At 73.9% G+C, this 14,824-nt stretch carries 12 protein-coding genes; 3 read left to right on the top strand and 9 right to left on the bottom strand.

The features are described 5' to 3' along the window. Nucleotides 1–101: 101 nt before the first annotated feature. Nucleotides 102–1,781 carry a fatty acyl-AMP ligase gene (locus WIS52_RS14655; RefSeq protein ID WP_349298782.1) on the bottom strand — a complete coding sequence of 560 codons (1,680 nt, stop codon included), beginning with the start codon at nt 1,779–1,781 and terminating at the stop codon, nt 102–104. Nucleotides 1,782–1,865: 84 nt separating this feature from the next. Here WIS52_RS14655 and WIS52_RS14660 point away from each other — a divergent pair, with 84 nt between their 5' ends. Continuing rightward, a complete protein-coding gene (locus tag WIS52_RS14660) occupies nt 1,866–3,215 on the top strand; it encodes a dipeptidase (RefSeq protein WP_349298783.1) in 1,350 nt (449 codons plus the stop codon). Nucleotides 3,216–3,222: 7 nt separating this feature from the next. Here WIS52_RS14660 and WIS52_RS14665 read toward each other — a convergent pair whose 3' ends face one another. Then, the gene (locus WIS52_RS14665; protein WP_349298784.1) at nt 3,223–3,702 is read right to left on the bottom strand and encodes a L,D-transpeptidase; all 480 of its coding nucleotides are present in this window, start codon (nt 3,700–3,702) and stop codon (nt 3,223–3,225) included. A gap of 129 nt (nt 3,703–3,831) precedes the next feature. Here WIS52_RS14665 and WIS52_RS14670 point away from each other — a divergent pair, with 129 nt between their 5' ends. Then, the gene (locus WIS52_RS14670) at nt 3,832–4,662 is read left to right on the top strand and encodes an LLM class F420-dependent oxidoreductase (RefSeq protein ID WP_349298785.1); all 831 of its coding nucleotides are present in this window, start codon (nt 3,832–3,834) and stop codon (nt 4,660–4,662) included. Between the two features lie 176 nt (nt 4,663–4,838). On the opposite strand, the gene WIS52_RS14675 is transcribed toward WIS52_RS14670, so the two are convergent. The 7 genes from WIS52_RS14675 to metG form a co-directional block, all read right to left on the bottom strand. Beyond that, nucleotides 4,839–6,665: an ABC-F family ATP-binding cassette domain-containing protein gene (locus WIS52_RS14675; protein WP_349298786.1), complete on the bottom strand. Its 1,827-nt coding sequence runs from the start codon at nt 6,663–6,665 to the stop codon at nt 4,839–4,841. After that, nucleotides 6,665–7,702 (bottom strand): 4-(cytidine 5'-diphospho)-2-C-methyl-D-erythritol kinase, encoded by a 1,038-nt coding sequence (locus WIS52_RS14680; RefSeq protein ID WP_349298787.1) that lies wholly within the window; start codon nt 7,700–7,702, stop codon nt 6,665–6,667. The genes WIS52_RS14675 and WIS52_RS14680 overlap by 1 nt, the downstream gene beginning before the upstream one ends. A gap of 114 nt (nt 7,703–7,816) precedes the next feature. Next, nucleotides 7,817–9,367 carry a DHA2 family efflux MFS transporter permease subunit gene (locus WIS52_RS14685; protein WP_349298788.1) on the bottom strand — a complete coding sequence of 517 codons (1,551 nt, stop codon included), beginning with the start codon at nt 9,365–9,367 and terminating at the stop codon, nt 7,817–7,819. 61 nt (nt 9,368–9,428) lie between these two features. Further along, nucleotides 9,429–10,319, bottom strand: a complete 891-nt coding sequence (gene rsmA / locus WIS52_RS14690; RefSeq protein ID WP_349298789.1) for a 16S rRNA (adenine(1518)-N(6)/adenine(1519)-N(6))-dimethyltransferase RsmA — start codon at nt 10,317–10,319, stop codon at nt 9,429–9,431. Between the two features lie 36 nt (nt 10,320–10,355). Next, the gene (locus WIS52_RS14695; RefSeq protein WP_349298790.1) at nt 10,356–11,231 is read right to left on the bottom strand and encodes a resuscitation-promoting factor; all 876 of its coding nucleotides are present in this window, start codon (nt 11,229–11,231) and stop codon (nt 10,356–10,358) included. A gap of 283 nt (nt 11,232–11,514) precedes the next feature. Further along, nucleotides 11,515–12,348 (bottom strand): TatD family hydrolase, encoded by an 834-nt coding sequence (locus WIS52_RS14700; protein WP_379610788.1) that lies wholly within the window; start codon nt 12,346–12,348, stop codon nt 11,515–11,517. Then, on the bottom strand, nt 12,345–14,135 hold the full coding sequence (gene metG / locus WIS52_RS14705; protein WP_349298791.1) for a methionine--tRNA ligase: 1,791 nt from the start codon (nt 14,133–14,135) through the stop codon (nt 12,345–12,347). Before metG ends, WIS52_RS14700 begins: the two co-directional genes overlap by 4 nt. Before the next feature lie 109 nt (nt 14,136–14,244). On the opposite strand from metG, the gene WIS52_RS14710 reads away from it, so the two are divergent. Beyond that, entirely contained in the window at nt 14,245–14,817 is a 573-nt protein-coding gene (locus WIS52_RS14710) for a hypothetical protein (RefSeq protein WP_349298792.1), read from the top strand. Nucleotides 14,818–14,824: the final 7 nt, after the last annotated feature.

Here is a 14,824-nt window from a genome sequence, read left to right on the forward strand (position 1 = left end):
TCGCCCCGCGCCGAGATGCCGCTCAGGGCGATTTGTCGATCTTCACGCAGCCCTGAGCTGCACCTCGGCGCGGGACCGCCCGGCCGGGAGCGGCCCCCGGGTCAGCGGGCGGCGGTGAGCAGGTCCGCGGTGGCGGCCCGGCGCAGCTTGCCGCTCGGGGTCTTCGGCAGGCTCCCGGGAGCGAGCACCGCCACCTCGGCCGGGCGCACCCCGACGGCGCTGACGACCCGTCGCACGACGTCGGCCTTGATCGCCTTCACCGCGTCGTCGGTGTCGGCGTTCTTCGCCTCGACCGCGACCGCGAACGACTCGCGGTGCCGCCCCTCGCCGGCGGCCATCCGGACCGCGACGACGTTCCCGGCCCGCACCCCGTCGGCAGCCCCGGCGGCCCGCTCGATGTCGGTCGGGTAGATGTTGCGGCCACCCATGATGATCACGTCCTTGGTGCGGCCGCAGACGACGACCGCGCCCTCGGGGGTCAGGTAGCCCTCGTCGCCGGTGTCGAACCAGCCGTCCCGATCCTGTGTGGACACCGGACCGGCGACCGTGAGGTAACCCGGCGTCACGGCCTCCCCGCGCAGCTGCAGGGAGCCGACCTCGCGCGTGCCGAGCACCGCGCCACCGGCGACGACCCGTACCTCGATCCCCGGCAGCGGCGGGCCGAGCTCGGGGAACGCGCGCACGTCGCCGTCGCCGGCGGGGGTCGCGCGGCGGTCCGCCTCCAGCGCCACGGCGTCCACCCGGTCCACGATCAGTCCGGTGTGGACCGGCGCGAAGGAGACGCCGAGCGCGGTCTCGGCCATCCCGTAGGCGCACAGCACCGACTCGGGCCGCAGGCCGAAGCGCGCGCCCGCGTCGGTGAAGGCCGCGACCGCCGCCGGATCGACCGGCTCCGCGCCGTTCAGCGCGATCCGCAGGCTGGACAGGTCCAGCTCGCCGTCGTCGACCCGGGCGAGCTGGCGGGCCAGCACCGCGTAGGCGAAGTTCGGCGCGGCGGTCACCGTGCCGCCGTGGCGGGAGATCAGCTCGGCCCACAGCCGGGGCCGGGAGAGGAAGTCGGCCGGGGTGACGGTGACCAGCTCCAGCCCGACCGTCATCGGGACGGTCAGGAACCCGACCATGCCCATGTCGTGGAACAGCGGCAGCCACGACACCATCCGGTCGGTGCCGACGTCCAGTTCGGACGCGGTCACCATCGCGCCGATGTTCGCGTGCAGGTTCCCGTGGGTGATCCGTACCGCCTTCGGCGCCGCCGTCGAGCCGCTGGTGAGCTGCAGCAGCGCGGTGTCGTCCTCGCCGGCGACGCCGGCCGAGGCGGTGAACGCCGCCGCGTCGCCGTCGAGCGACTCGAGGGTGCGGAACGGGACGCCCTGCTCGGTCAGCACCGGGGCGAGCGCGTCGAACGGCGGGCCCAGCAGCACGGTCGTCGCGTCGATCATCTTCAGCGTGGTGACCGTGTCCGCGGCCCACTCCGCGAGGTCGGTGCGCGCGGTCGGCTGGTGCAGCATCGTCACGCTGCCGCCGCACAGCCACACCGCCTGCGCCGCGGGCGCGATCGTCGCCGGCTCCCCGGCGAGCACCCCGACCGCCCCGCCGAACGGCAGAGCCGGCTCCCCCGCGGCTCCCGGTCGCCGCAGCGCGTCCGCGACGGACCGCGCCGCGTGGTGCACCTCGGCCCAGCTCCGCCGGACGGGTTCGCGCGGCTCCCCTGTGGTCATGCCGCGGGCGTCCGCATCCGGACCGGTCGCGGATCCCAGCAACGTTGCGAGGAATCTGGACATGCACCCGACCCTAGCCTCGTGAGCGGTTGTCGTGGCCCTGGCCACGACAACCACTCACGAGTGCGGAGCGCCTACGATCGCCGGATGCCTACGCCTCCCGCGGAACTGTCCGACGCCGTGCGTGCGGTGCTGCCCGGCGCGCGCACCGACCTCGAGGCCCTGGTCCGCATCCCGAGCATCTGGGCCGACCCGGCCCACGCCGAGGACACCCGCCGCTCCGCCGACGCCGTCGCCGCGCTGGCCCGCGACGCGGGCGCCGCCGACGTGCAGGTCGTCGCCGCCGAGGGTGGCGCACCGGCCGTCGTCGCGCACTGGCCGGCGCCGGCGGGCACGCCCACGGTGATGCTCTACGCCCACCACGACGTCCAGCCGACCGGCGGCGACGAGGAGTGGACCAGCCCGCCGTTCGAGCCCACCGAGCGCGACGGCCGGCTCTACGGCCGCGGCGCCGCCGACGACAAGGCCGGCGTGATGACCCACCTCGCGGTGCTGCGCGCTTACGACGGGAAGCCCCCGGTCGGCGTCACGCTGTTCGTCGAGGGCGAGGAGGAGTCCGGCTCCCCCACGCTGACCGCGCTGCTCGAGCAGCACCACGAGTCGCTCGCCGCGGACGTCATCGTGATCGCCGACGCAGCCAACCCGGCTGTCGACGTCCCCGCGTTGACCACCAGCCTGCGCGGGCTGGTCGACGTCGTGGTCGAGGTGTCGATGCTGGAACGCCCGGTGCACTCCGGGATCTACGGCGGCCCGGTCGGTGACGCGCTCACCGCGCTGTGCCGCACGCTGGCGACCCTGCACGACGACAAAGGCGAGGTCGCCGTCGCCGGCCTGGTGCACGGCAGCTCGGACGCCCCCGACCCGGACGAGGCGGTCTACCGTTCCGACGCCGGCCTGCTCGACGGCGTCGAGCTGCTCGGGTCGGGCAGCATCCCCGACCGGGTCAACCACTCCCCCGCGGTCGCGGTCCTCGGGATCGACGCGCCGAAGGTCGCCGAGGCGTCCAACGTGCTGCTCCCGCGTGCCCGGGCCATGGTCAGCATGCGGCTCGCGCCCGGTCAGGACGCGCTGCAGGCGCGGCAGGCACTGACCGAGCACCTGGAACGCCACACGCCCTGGGGCGCGCATGTGAGCGTCGAGCCCGGGCACGGCGTCGCCGAGCCGTTCAGCCTGTCGGCCACCGGCGAGGTCTACGACCACGCCCGCGCCGCGTTCGCCGACGCCTACGGCAACTCGGCCGTGGAGACCGGCATCGGCGGCTCGATCCCCTTCATCGCCGAGTTCGCCCGCACCTTCCCCGGTGCGGCCGTGCTGGTCACCGGGGTCGGCGACCCGGCCAGCCGCTGGCACGGCATCGACGAGAGCCTGCACCTGGAGATGTTCGGCCGCGGCGTGCTCGCCGAGGCCCTGCTGCTGCGCCGGCTGTCCGGTTCGTAGGCTCCGGTCAGGACAGCACCTGCACCGTGTCCCCGACCTTCAGGTCGGCGAAGAACTTCTGCGCCGACGCCCGGGACAGCCGCAGGCAGCCGGCCGAGGAGCTTCCGAGGTCACCCTGGTGGAAGGCGATGCCCGGCTGGAAGAACACCGAGTACGGCATCGGGGCGTCGAACTGGCGCGACCAGTAGTCGACGACCTTGTGCGAGACCGAGAACGTGCCCACCGGGGTCGGCCACGCAGCCGTCCCGCCGGACACCGACACCGGGCCGTAGGTCACGGTCCCGGCACCGTCGGTGAGCCAGGCCTGACCGCTGGACAGCCGGACGCAGGCCCGCGCCGAGGTCGCACAGGGAGTGCCCTGGGCGGCGGAGGCCGCGGACGTCCGCTCCGCGGCGGTCGCGGCACCGGTCGTCGCCAGCAGGGACGCGAGCAGGAGCGGAACCACGAACAGGACGGTCCGCAGGGACGGGACACGGAATCGGGACACGGGATCCACCTCCGGTTGATGTGGATTCGTGGGATACCCCGCCGGCAATATCGTCATCCGCCCGCAAACGGGCGAGGACCGGTAGTCACCCGGCCGAGTGCGCGTGTCGCCCGCGGGGTACCCGGCGGCATGAAGTTCGGCATCGCCACATTCGTCACCGATGAGGGAATTCGCCCGGCTCCGCTCGGCCGCGCGCTGGAGGAGCGCGGGTTCGACTCGGTGTTCCTCGCCGAGCACTCGCACATCCCGGTCAGCCGGGAGACCCCCTACCCCGGCGGCGGCGACCTCCCGCACGTCTACTACCGGACCCTGGACCCCTTCGTCGCGTTGACCGCGATGGCGGCGACCACCACCGACCTGCTGCTCGGTACCGGCATCGTGCTGCTGCCGCAGCGCGACATCATCCACACCGCGAAGGAGACCGCCAGCCTCGACCTGCTCTCCCGCGGCCGGCTGCTGTTCGGGGTCGGGGCGGGCTGGAACCGGGAGGAGATGCGCAACCACGGTGTCGACCCGACGACCCGGGGCCCGCTGATGACCGAGCAGCTGCGCGCCCTGAAGGAGCTGTGGACGGCGGAGCAGGCCGAGTTCCACGGTGAGCACGTCGGCTTCGACCCCGTGTACCTGTGGCCGAAGCCGGACCGTGACCCGCACCCGCCGATCTACCTCGGCGGCGAGAGCGAGGCCGCGCTGACCCGGCTCGTCGAGGTCGGCGACGGCTGGCTGCCCCGCGGGCACCTCTCGTTCGACGAGATCCGCCGGGTCCGCGCCGACCTCGCCGAGCGGGGCAGGCCGGACGTGCCGACGACGGTGTTCGCGGCGAAGGCCGACCCCGACGTCGTCGCCGGTTACGCCGAGGCCGGGGTCGAACGGGTCACGTTCATGCTGCCGACGCTGCCGGAGTCCGGGACGCTGGCGAAACTCGACGAGCTCGCGGCGGTCATGCAGAAGGCGGGCTGAACGCCGGTGGATCCGCCGCCGTCCCCCGACGGCGGCGGCGGATCCACCGATCCCCCCACGACCTCGCTCCCCAGCAGGCCGTGTGCTCTCCACGGTAATCGAATCCGGGGGGCGTGCGGATCGGTCGAATTACCGATGTTCGAAGGTCCCGCGTCTCCACCTCTGGTAGGAGACGCCTACCCCTCGGCGCGCTCGGCGGCGTCGAGCCACTCGATCTCGACGGCCTCGCGCTCGGCGACGACGCCGGTCAGCTCCCGGTTCAGCTCCATCAGCCGCACCGGGTCGGTGGCGGCCTCCGCGAGCTGGGCGTGCAGCTTCTCCTCGCGCGTGGTGAGCTGCTCCATCTTGCGCTCCAGGCGCTGCGCGTCCTTGCGGGCGGCGCGCTGGGTGGCGGCGTCGACCCGGCGCTCCGCGGGAGCGGGTGCCCCGGCCCTCGGCGCGGTCGGTGCCGCCCCGGCCGGGCCCCATCCTGCAGCCGATCGGCGCTGCAGGTACTCACCGATCCCGCCGGGCAGGTGGGTCAGCGTCCCGTCCCCGAACAGCGCCAGCACCTGGTCACAGACCCGCTCGGTGAGGTACCGGTCGTGGCTGACGACGACGAGCGTGCCCGGCCAGCCGTCGAGCAGGTCCTCCAGCCCGGCGAGGGTGTCGACGTCCAGGTCGTTGGTCGGCTCGTCGAGCAGCAGCACGTTCGGCTCGTCCATCAGCAGCCGGGTCAGCTGCAGCCGTCGCCGCTCGCCGCCGGAGAGCCGGCCGACCGGCGTCCACTGCCGCGACGCGGGGAACCCGAGCCGCTCCAGCACCTGGGACGCGGTCATCTCCTGCTTGCCGAACCGCACGTACTTGGCGACGGCCTCGGTCGCCTCCAGCACCCGCATCTCGGCGGGCAGGTCGACGAGCTCCTGGCTCAGCTGCGCCATCCGCACGGTCGTGCCCTGCACCCGCCGCCCGGAGTCCAGGTCGCGCTCGCCGGACAGCGCCCGGAGCAGCGTCGTCTTGCCCGAGCCGTTGACGCCGACGATTCCGACCCGGTCACCGGGGCCGAGCCGCCAGGTGACGCCGTCGAGGATCGCGCGATCTCCGATGTGGACGGTCGCGTCCTCCAGCTCCAGCACGGTGCGCCCGAGCCGGTTGGTGGCGAACTGCATCAGCTCGACGGTGTTGCGCGGGGCGGGGACGTCGGCGATCAGTGCCTCGGCGGACTCGATCCGGTAGCGCGGCTTCGACGTCCGTGCGGGCGGCCCCCGGCGCAGCCAGGCCAGCTCCTTGCGGGCGAGGTTGCGGCGGCGCTGCTCGGCGGCGTCGGCCTGGCGGGAGCGCTCGGCGCGGGCGTAGACCCAGTCCGCGTAGCCGCCCTGGTAGGACTCGACGCTGCCGTTCGCCACCTCCCAGGTGCGGGTGCAGACGGTGTCGAGGAACCAGCGGTCGTGGGTGACGACGACGAGCGCGACCCGCCGGTCGATCAGGTGCCGGGCCAGCCAGGTGATGCCCTCGACGTCGAGGTGGTTGGTGGGCTCGTCGAGCACGACGACGTCCAGCTCGCCGACCAGCGCGGCGGCGAGGGCGACCCGGCGCTTCTCCCCGCCGGACAGGCCCGCGGTGGGCCGCTCGACGGCTGTACCGATGCCCGCTCCCGCTCCGCTCCGCGGGGCGATGCCGAGCCCGTCCAGCACGTCGCGCACCCGCGGGTCCGACGCCCACTCGTGGTCGGCGTCGTAGTGCTGCAGCACGATGTCGCGGACCGTCGACCCGGCCGGGAAGCGGTCGTGCTGGGCCAGGTGCGCCATCCGCAGGCCGCCGACCCGGCTGACCCGGCCGCCCTCGACCGGGCGCTCCCCGGTGATCACGTCCAGCAGGGTGGACTTGCCGCCGCCGTTGAGCCCGACGACACCGATCCGGTCGCCGCGCTCGACGCCCAGCGAGACGGCGTCGAGCAGCACGCGGGAGGCGTCCCCGGGGACGTGCGCGGTGACGTTCTCGAGATTGAGCAGGTTCTCCGCCATCAGGCACGCACCGGGGGCCAGGCACCGGACCCGGTCGGCCCGCCGCCGTCGTCCCGCGAGGTCCGCCGGGTCCCCGGCCGGGAGGGTGGGCGACCCGGCGGTCCGGCGTCGGGCGGGGGTTCGTGGTCGTCGACGACCCGGGCGCCGCCGACCGGGCCGTGCGCCACCCGCACCGTGCGGCACACCCCCATCCCGGCCAGCTCGGTCGCGACCTCGACGGCGGCGTCGCCGTCGGCGCAGAGGAACGCGCACGTCGGACCGGAGCCGGACACGAGCCCGGCGAGCGCGCCGGCGTTGACCCCGGCGCGCAGCGTGCGGCGCAGGTCCGGGGCCATCGACACCGCCGCGGCCTGCAGGTCGTTGCCCAGGTTCAGCGCGAGCTGGCGCGGGTCACCACCGGTCAGGGCCTCCAGGACCGGCTCGACCGGACGGTCCGGGGCGCCGTCGTCGCCGCGGAGCCGGTCCAGCTCGCCGAACACCGCCGGGGTGGACAGGCCACCGCGGGCCAGCGCGATCACCCAGTGCAGCCGGTGCCGGGCCAGCACCGGGATGACCTGCTCGCCGCGCCCGGTACCCAGCGCCGTGCCACCGTGCAGCCCGAACGTGACGTCCGAGCCGAGCTCGGCGGCCAGCTCGGACAGCTCGTCGCGGCCCAGCTCCATCCGCCACAGCGTGGACAGCGCGACCAGGGCGCCGGCGGCGTCGGCCGATCCGCCGGCCATCCCGCCGGCGACCGGGATGCCCTTGCGCAGGGTGACCCGGACGTCCGGGGCCCGGCCGGCCCGCTGCGCCAGCAGCTCGACGGCCCGCCAGGCGAGGTTGGTCGCGTCCAGCGGGACCTCGGCGACGCCGTCGCCGTGCACCTCGAGCGCGGGTTCCTCGGCGGGCTCCACCGACACCTCGTCGAACAGGCTCACGGCGTGGAACACGGTCACGAGGTCGTGATAACCGTCCGGCCGCACCGCGCCGACGGCGAGATGCAGGTTGATCTTCGCGGGCACCCGGACGGTGACCGGACGCGGTACGGCGGACAGCACCGTTCAACCCTACGGGCCGTGCCCGGCCCGGCGCCGCCGACCTTGGTCCGGGTGGCCGGAGTCACCGACGCCGGTGATCGACGTGCGGGCGATCACCGGGGCGCCACGGGGCTGTCACCGGGTGAGCGGTTCCCCGGGCTGCGGGGTGCCGGACTGTGGGGTATCGGATTGCGGGGCACCACCGGCCGCGCGGCGCGCCAGCAGGTGCCGGGGCGTCGCGAAGCAGGCGACCGCGACGAACCCGATCACCAGGACACCGGCCGGGAGCAGCACCGCCTGTGCCATGGCCTGGGCGAACGGGTCACGCACCTCGTCGGCCAGCGGGCCGACGGCCACGGCCGCCTCGGGCGAGCCGGCACCGGCCGCGACGCCGGGTACCAGGGCGGTGATCCGCCACTCCATCAGCGCCGCGATGCCCGCGCTGCCCAGCACCGCGCCGACCTGCCGGGTCGTGTTGTAGACCCCGGAACCGGAGCCCGCCTGCTCCATCGGCAGGTTCCGGGTGGCGCTGGTCGAGATCGGCGCCCACACGCACGAGTTCGACACGCCCAGCAGCGCGATCGGCAGCAGCAGCTGCCAGACCGGGGTCTCCGGCCCCATCACGGCGGCGAGCCAGAGCAGGCCGATCACGAAGGTCGCCATCCCGAACCCGCCGATCAGCCGCGGGTGGACCCGGTCGGTGAGCCGTCCGGTCCACGGCGCGAGGCCGCCGGAGAGGATCGCCAGCGGGGCCAGCAGCAGGGCGGCCTCGGTCGGCGTGAACCCGCGCACGCTCTGCGCGTAGATCATCAGCGGGAATCCCTGCGCGGTGACGGCGAACCCGACCGTGCAGATCGCGACGTTGGCCAGCGAGAAGTTCCGGTCGCGGAACAGGCGCAGCGCCACCAGCGGCTCCGCGCGGGTCCGGCCCTGCCACCAGACGAACACGGCGAGCAGGACCGCGCCGGCGACGACCAGCGCCCACACCGGCACCGGCCCGACGATCGGCCCCCAGTCGTACTTCTGGCCCTCCTGGATGCCGAAGACGAGCAGGAACATCCCGGCCGCGGACAACACGACCCCGAGCAGGTCGAACCGGCGGCGGGAGGTCGGCAGCGACGGCACCAGCCACCACACTGCCACGAAGGCGAGCACCCCGAACGGCACGTTGACGAAGAAGATCCACTCCCAGCCGAGGCCGCCGACGAGCACCCCGCCGAGGATCGGGCCGCACAGCGTCGCGACACCGGCGACCGCGCCCCACAGGCTCATCGCCCGCCCGCGGCGGGACGCCGGGAAGGTCCGGGTGATCACGGCCATCGTCTGCGGGGTCATCAGCGCCGCCCCGAGGCCCTGCACCACCCGGGCACCGACGAGCTCGCCGACCGAGGAGGTCAGCCCGCACCACAGCGAGGCGAGCGTGAACACCGCGAGCCCGGTCAGATAGACGTGCTTGGGCCCGAACCGGTCGCCGAGCCGGCCGCTGACCAGCAGCGGGACGACGTAGGCCAACAGGTAGGCGCTGGTCACCCAGAGCACCGAGTTGACATCGGCGTCGAAGGCCACCAGCAGCGCGGGCGTGGCGACGGTGACGATCGTGGCGTCGACCAGGATCATGAAGAACCCGATCACGAGCGCCCAGAGCGCCGGCCACGGACTCGGCCCGTCGTCCCGCTCCTGCGTCACCCGACCATGATGCGCTGCCGCGCCTGTGAGTGCTTTTCGTGGTCAGGACCACGAAAAGCACTCACAGGCGCGCAGCGCCGATCCGGGCGAAGGTGTGCACGTCGAGGCGTTCGGCGCGGGTCATCGGGTCGACGCCGGCGGCGCGCAGGGCGGTCTCGGCCGCGGCGGCGGAACCGGCCCACCCGGCCAGGGCGCCGCGCAGCGCCTTGCGCCGCTGGGCGAAGGCCGCCTCGATCACGGCGAAGGTCGCGGCCCGGTCCGCGCCGGCGGGCGGATCCTGGCGGGTGAAGGCGAGCAGGCCGGAGTCGACGCCGGGCACCGGCCAGAACACCGCGCGCGGCACCGGGCCGGCGCGGCGGGCGTCGGCGTACCAGGCGAGCTTCGCCGACGGGGCGCCGTACTCCTTCGACCCGGGGCGGGCCGCGAGCCGGTCGGCGACCTCGGCCTGCACCATCACCAGGCCGCGCTCGATACCGGGCAGCTCGGCGAGCAGGTGCAGCAGCACCGGGACGGCGACGTTGTAGGGCAGGTTCGCGACGATCGCCGTCGGCGCGGTCTGACCGGGGCCGGCGTCGGCGGCCAGCTCGGCGGCGGTGACCCGCATGGCGTCCGCGCCGGTCACGGTGAGCCGGCCGGCCTGCTCCGGGGCCCGCTCGGCGACGGTCGACGGCAGCAGCCCGGCGAGCACCGGGTCGATCTCCACCGCGTGCACCCGCGCCACGGCGGGCAGCAGGGCCAGGGTCAGCGAGCCGAGACCGGGGCCCACCTCGAGCACCACGTCGTCGGCACCCACCCCGGCGGCCTTGACGATGCGGCGGACGGTGTTGCCGTCGTGCACGAAGTTCTGGCCGAGCTTCTTGGTCGGTCGCAGGCCGAGCCGCTCGGCCAGCACCCGCACGTCCGCCGCGCCCAGCAGGCGGGCGGTGCCGTCATCACCCACAGCTGTTCTCACTCACGCGACCATTGTCGCGGGCGGCGGATCCGGGGATCAGCTCAGGCCGAGCTTGCGGGAGCAGGCCGGCCAGGCGCCGTAGCCGCCGCGGTCCGCACGCACCTTCTCGGCGGTGGCGATCTGCTGCTCGCGGCTGGCCTGGTCCGCGGTCGGCGCGTACTGGCCGCCGCCGTAGGCCTGCCAGGTCTGCCGGTTGAACTGCAGGCCGCCGTGGTAGCCGTTACCGGTGTTGATCGACCAGTTGCCGCCGGACTCGCAGTTGGCGAGCCGGTCCCAGGTCGCGCCGTTGGACACCGCGGGGGCGTCGGCCGAGTAGGTCTCGACCTCCTCGGCCTTCTTCGTCCCGACCTTCACGACCCGCGGCGTGGCCGGGGTGTCCGCGCCGGCGGCGATCCGCTCGCGGGACACCTCCTCACCCTTGTCGTAGGTGACCCGCCAGATCTCGCTGCGCTCGCCCTCGCTGCCCGGCTCGACGACGGTGCGGGTCCCCTCCTCGAGGGTCGGGTCCTGCACCTCCTGCTCGGGCATCGGCAGGGTCCGGGTCTCGACGACCTGGGCGTGCACGATGTCCGCGCCGGTCGCCGGCACGCCCGCCACCGGGGCGAAGGACGCCGGGGCGGAGGTGTTCAGGGACATCGTGGCCCCGGCGAGGTCGCTCGCGCCGGACGCGAGATCGGTCCGCAGGTCCTGCGGGTCCGGCCCGGTGTCGGGGAGCATCACCGCGGCGGCGAGACCACCGGTCGGCAGCGAGAACAGCGCGGCCGCCGCGGCGGTGCGGACGCCCGGTCGACGGCGCGCGCCGACGCGGTGCCGGCCGCCGAGCTGCACGTACCCGGTGGCGGAGAGACCGGCCGGGGCGACGACGGGAAGCCGGGTCGTCGCCGTGTCGTCCTCGTCACTGCCGAAAGGCACATGCACACTGCGCTCGAACATGACTTCCCGGGGACTCGGCAGTCCGGGCAGGAAACATGACCTGCAGGACGACGACCGACGCGGTGCCGGGGAGCGGAACCGATGCTGGGGAGCGGACGGTCGTCGTCCCGCACGGTCGGGGAGCGTTCCCATCCCGGCGGTACGGCGAGCGACGTTAGCGGACCGTGACCCGCCAGGGCGATCCGGACACGCCGTCGGCGGCGAACGGCAGGTGATCGACGGCGAATGACCGCAACCCCCGTTGCCAGCTCGACGGACGGCGTTATCGGGTTGCGCCCGTCCGAAAGATCCGCTCGGCGTTGTGTCGTGTCGTCTCGGCGACGCGCTCTTCCGTCTCGCCCCGGGCGGCCGCGACACCGCGGACGGTCCACGGCAGTACGTAGGGCTCGTTCGCGCGGCCGCGGTGCGGGTGCGGGGTGAGGAACGGCGCGTCGGTCTCCACGAGGTACTGCGCGTCCGGGACCAGCGCGGCGGCGGCGCGCAGCTCGTGGTTCTTCGTGAAGGTGACCGGCCCGGCGAAGGAGAGCACGTACCCGGCGTCGGCGCACTCGCGGGCCATCGCCGCGTCGCCGGAGAAGCAGTGGAACACCACCGTCTCCGGCGCGCCCTCCTCGCGCAGGATCCGCAGCACGTCGTCGTGCGCGTCCCGGTCGTGGATCATCAGCGGCTTGCCGGTGCGCTTCGCGAGATCGATGTGCCAGCGGAACGCCTCCTGCTGCGGCGCCGGCGGCGAGTGGTCCCAGTAGTAGTCCAGGCCGGTCTCGCCGATCGCGACCACGCGGTCGTCGGCGGCCAGCTTCTCGATCTCGGCGAGGTCGTCGGCGGTGACCGACGCCGTGCGGGTGGGGTGCAGTGCGACCGCCGCCCATACCCGCGGGTCCGCGTGCGCGGCGCCGACCGCCCAGCGCGCGGCGGCCAGGTCGTCGGCGATCGTCACCGCCCCGGCGACGCCGGTCGCCGCCGCCCGGTCCATGGCGGCGACGACGTCGGCGTCGGTCTCGCAGCCGCACGCGTCGAGGTGGGTGTGGCTGTCGAACGTCGGCACGCCCAGGGGCTCGGGCGGCTCGGGACGGGGGCGGCGGCCGTGCGCCGTCACGGGGTGACCGGGGCCCACTCCGGGCCCGTCTCCCCCAGCTCCGGCGCGAGCTTGGCGAAGATCGGCGACGGCTTGGCCAGCGGGCGCCCCACCTCGATCGGGGTGGAGCCCCAGTGCGCCTGCTCGCCGGCGTAGTCACCGGTCAGGATCGAGTAGTCCGGGCCGTCGCCCAGGTCCTCCACGGTCCGCTTCTCCGGCTGCGCCGCCCACACCCCGGACCCGCCCAGCGCGTCGTGCACCTGCTGCGCGGCGTGCGGCAGGAACGGGGTGAGCAGGGTGTTCGCGTCCTGCACCACCTGCAGCGCGGTGTGCAGGATCGTGTCCCGGCGCTCCGGCTCGTCCTTGCGCTTCCACGGCTCCTGGTCGGACAGGTACCGGTTGGCCGCGGTGACCACCCGCATCGCCTCGCCGGCGGCCTGCTTGAACCGGTTGCGGGCGAGCAGCCCGCCGACGGTGTCGAACCCGGCCTTCGAGTAGGCGAGCAGCTCGGCGTCGGCCTGCTGCGGCGCCGTCGGCCGCGGGATCGCACCGACGTTCTTGTGCGCCATCGAGATCGACCGGTTGACCAGGTTGCCCCACTCGTTGGCGAGCTCGTTGTTGATCCGGCGGGTGAACTCGTCCCAGGTGAAGTCGACGTCCTGGTTCTCCGGCCCGGCGACGGCGATGTGGTAGCGCAGCGCGTCCGGCCCGAACTCGCGCAGGAAGTCGCCGACGTAGATCACGGTGCCGCGGCTGGTGGAGAACTTCGACCCGAGCATCGTCAGGTACTCCGACGACACGACCTCGCTGGGCAGGTCCAGCGTGCCGTACGGGCCGGGCTCGCCGCCGCGGTCACCGGCGCCGTTCTGCCCGAGCAGGATCGCCGGCCACATCACCGAGTGGAAGGTGATGTTGTCCTTGCCCATGAAGTAGTAGGCCTGGGCGGCCGGGTCGGTCCACCACTGCTTCCAGGCGTCCGGGTCCGGGCCGCGGCGGGCCCACTCGACCGACGCGGACAGGTAGCCGATCACCGCGTCGAACCAGACGTAGATCTTCTTGAGCGGGTTGTCCGACCAGCCGTCCAGCGGGACCGGGACGCCCCACTCCAGGTCGCGGGTGATCGCCCGCGGCTTGAGGTTCTCCACCAGGTTGGCGGAGAACTTGAGCACGTTCGGCCGCCAGTCGGTGCGGGTGGACAGCCACGAGCCGAGCGCCTCGGAGAACGCCGGTAGGTCGAGGAAGAAGTGCTCGGTCTCGACGAACTTCGGGACCTCGCCGTTGATCCGCGAGCGCGGGTTCTTGAGGTCGGCCGGGTCGAGCTGGTTGCCGCAGTTGTCGCACTGGTCGCCGCGGGCGCCGTCGTAGCCGCAGATCGGGCAGGTGCCCTCGATGTAGCGGTCCGGCAGGGTGCGCCCGGTGGACGGGCTGATCGCGCCCAGCTGGGTCTTCGGGACCACGTAGCCGTTCTTGTACAGCGACGTGAACATGTCCTGCACGACGCTGTAGTGGTTCGACGTCGTCGTGCGGGTGAACAGGTCGTAGCTCAGCCCGAGACCCTGCAGGTCGTCGGTGATGACGCCGTTGTACTTGTCGGCGAGCTGGCGGGGGGTGAGGCCCTCGGCGTCGGCCTGCACCTGGATCGGCGTGCCGTGCTCGTCGGTGCCGGAGACCATCAGCACCCGGTCCCCCGCCATCCGCCGGTAGCGGGCGAAGACGTCGGAGGGCACACCGAAGCCGGAGACGTGGCCGATGTGCCGGGGACCGTTGGCGTAGGGCCACGCCACGGCGGTCAGCACGGCATTACTCATGTGTCCAGCGTATGCACCGTGGCGAACGGGTTGTGCGGCGCCCGGTCCACGGACCGTGTTCCGGCGCGCACGGCGCGCCGCGGGCCCGGTGCGCTGCCATCATGACCTCATGGACCGGGCCGAGCAGGATCGCGAGGCGCTCCTCGACGCGGCCCTCCAGCAGTGGTCCGACGGCGGCTGGTCGGCGGTCGACCCGGCGGCGGCCGCCACGCTGGCCGGTCTCGGACCCGGCGCCGCGGACGAGTTCACCTCCGGCGTCGACCTGGCCGCCGCGGTGTTCGACCACATCGTCGACGAGCGGGCGGCCACGACGATGTCCGCGGTCGCGCAGGCTCCGCCCGACATGGTCGCCCGGATCCGGGCGGCGCTGACCGCGTATCTCGACGACATCGGACGTGACCCCCGCCGGGTGGTCGCGCTGATCGACGCGGTCGGCTGCCCGGACCTGGTCGCCCGACGTCGCAGCGCCAACCGCGGCTTCGCCGAGCTGATCGTCGACGGCGGCGCGGAGTCGGCCGAGAACCGGGTCGAGCCCGACGACCTTCGGGTGGCCGGGCACTTCTGCCTCGGTGGACTCGGCGAGATCATCCTGGCCTGGCTGGACCCGCGGAGCCCGGTGACCAGGGAACAGGCGTTGGCCCACGGGGTGCGGCTGTGGGAAGCGAGCCTGTCCACCCGCTAGAGCCGCG

This window comes from Pseudonocardia nematodicida, from assembly GCF_040105385.1.
In the GTDB taxonomy this organism is placed as follows: Bacteria; Actinomycetota; Actinomycetes; order Mycobacteriales; family Pseudonocardiaceae; genus Pseudonocardia; species Pseudonocardia nematodicida.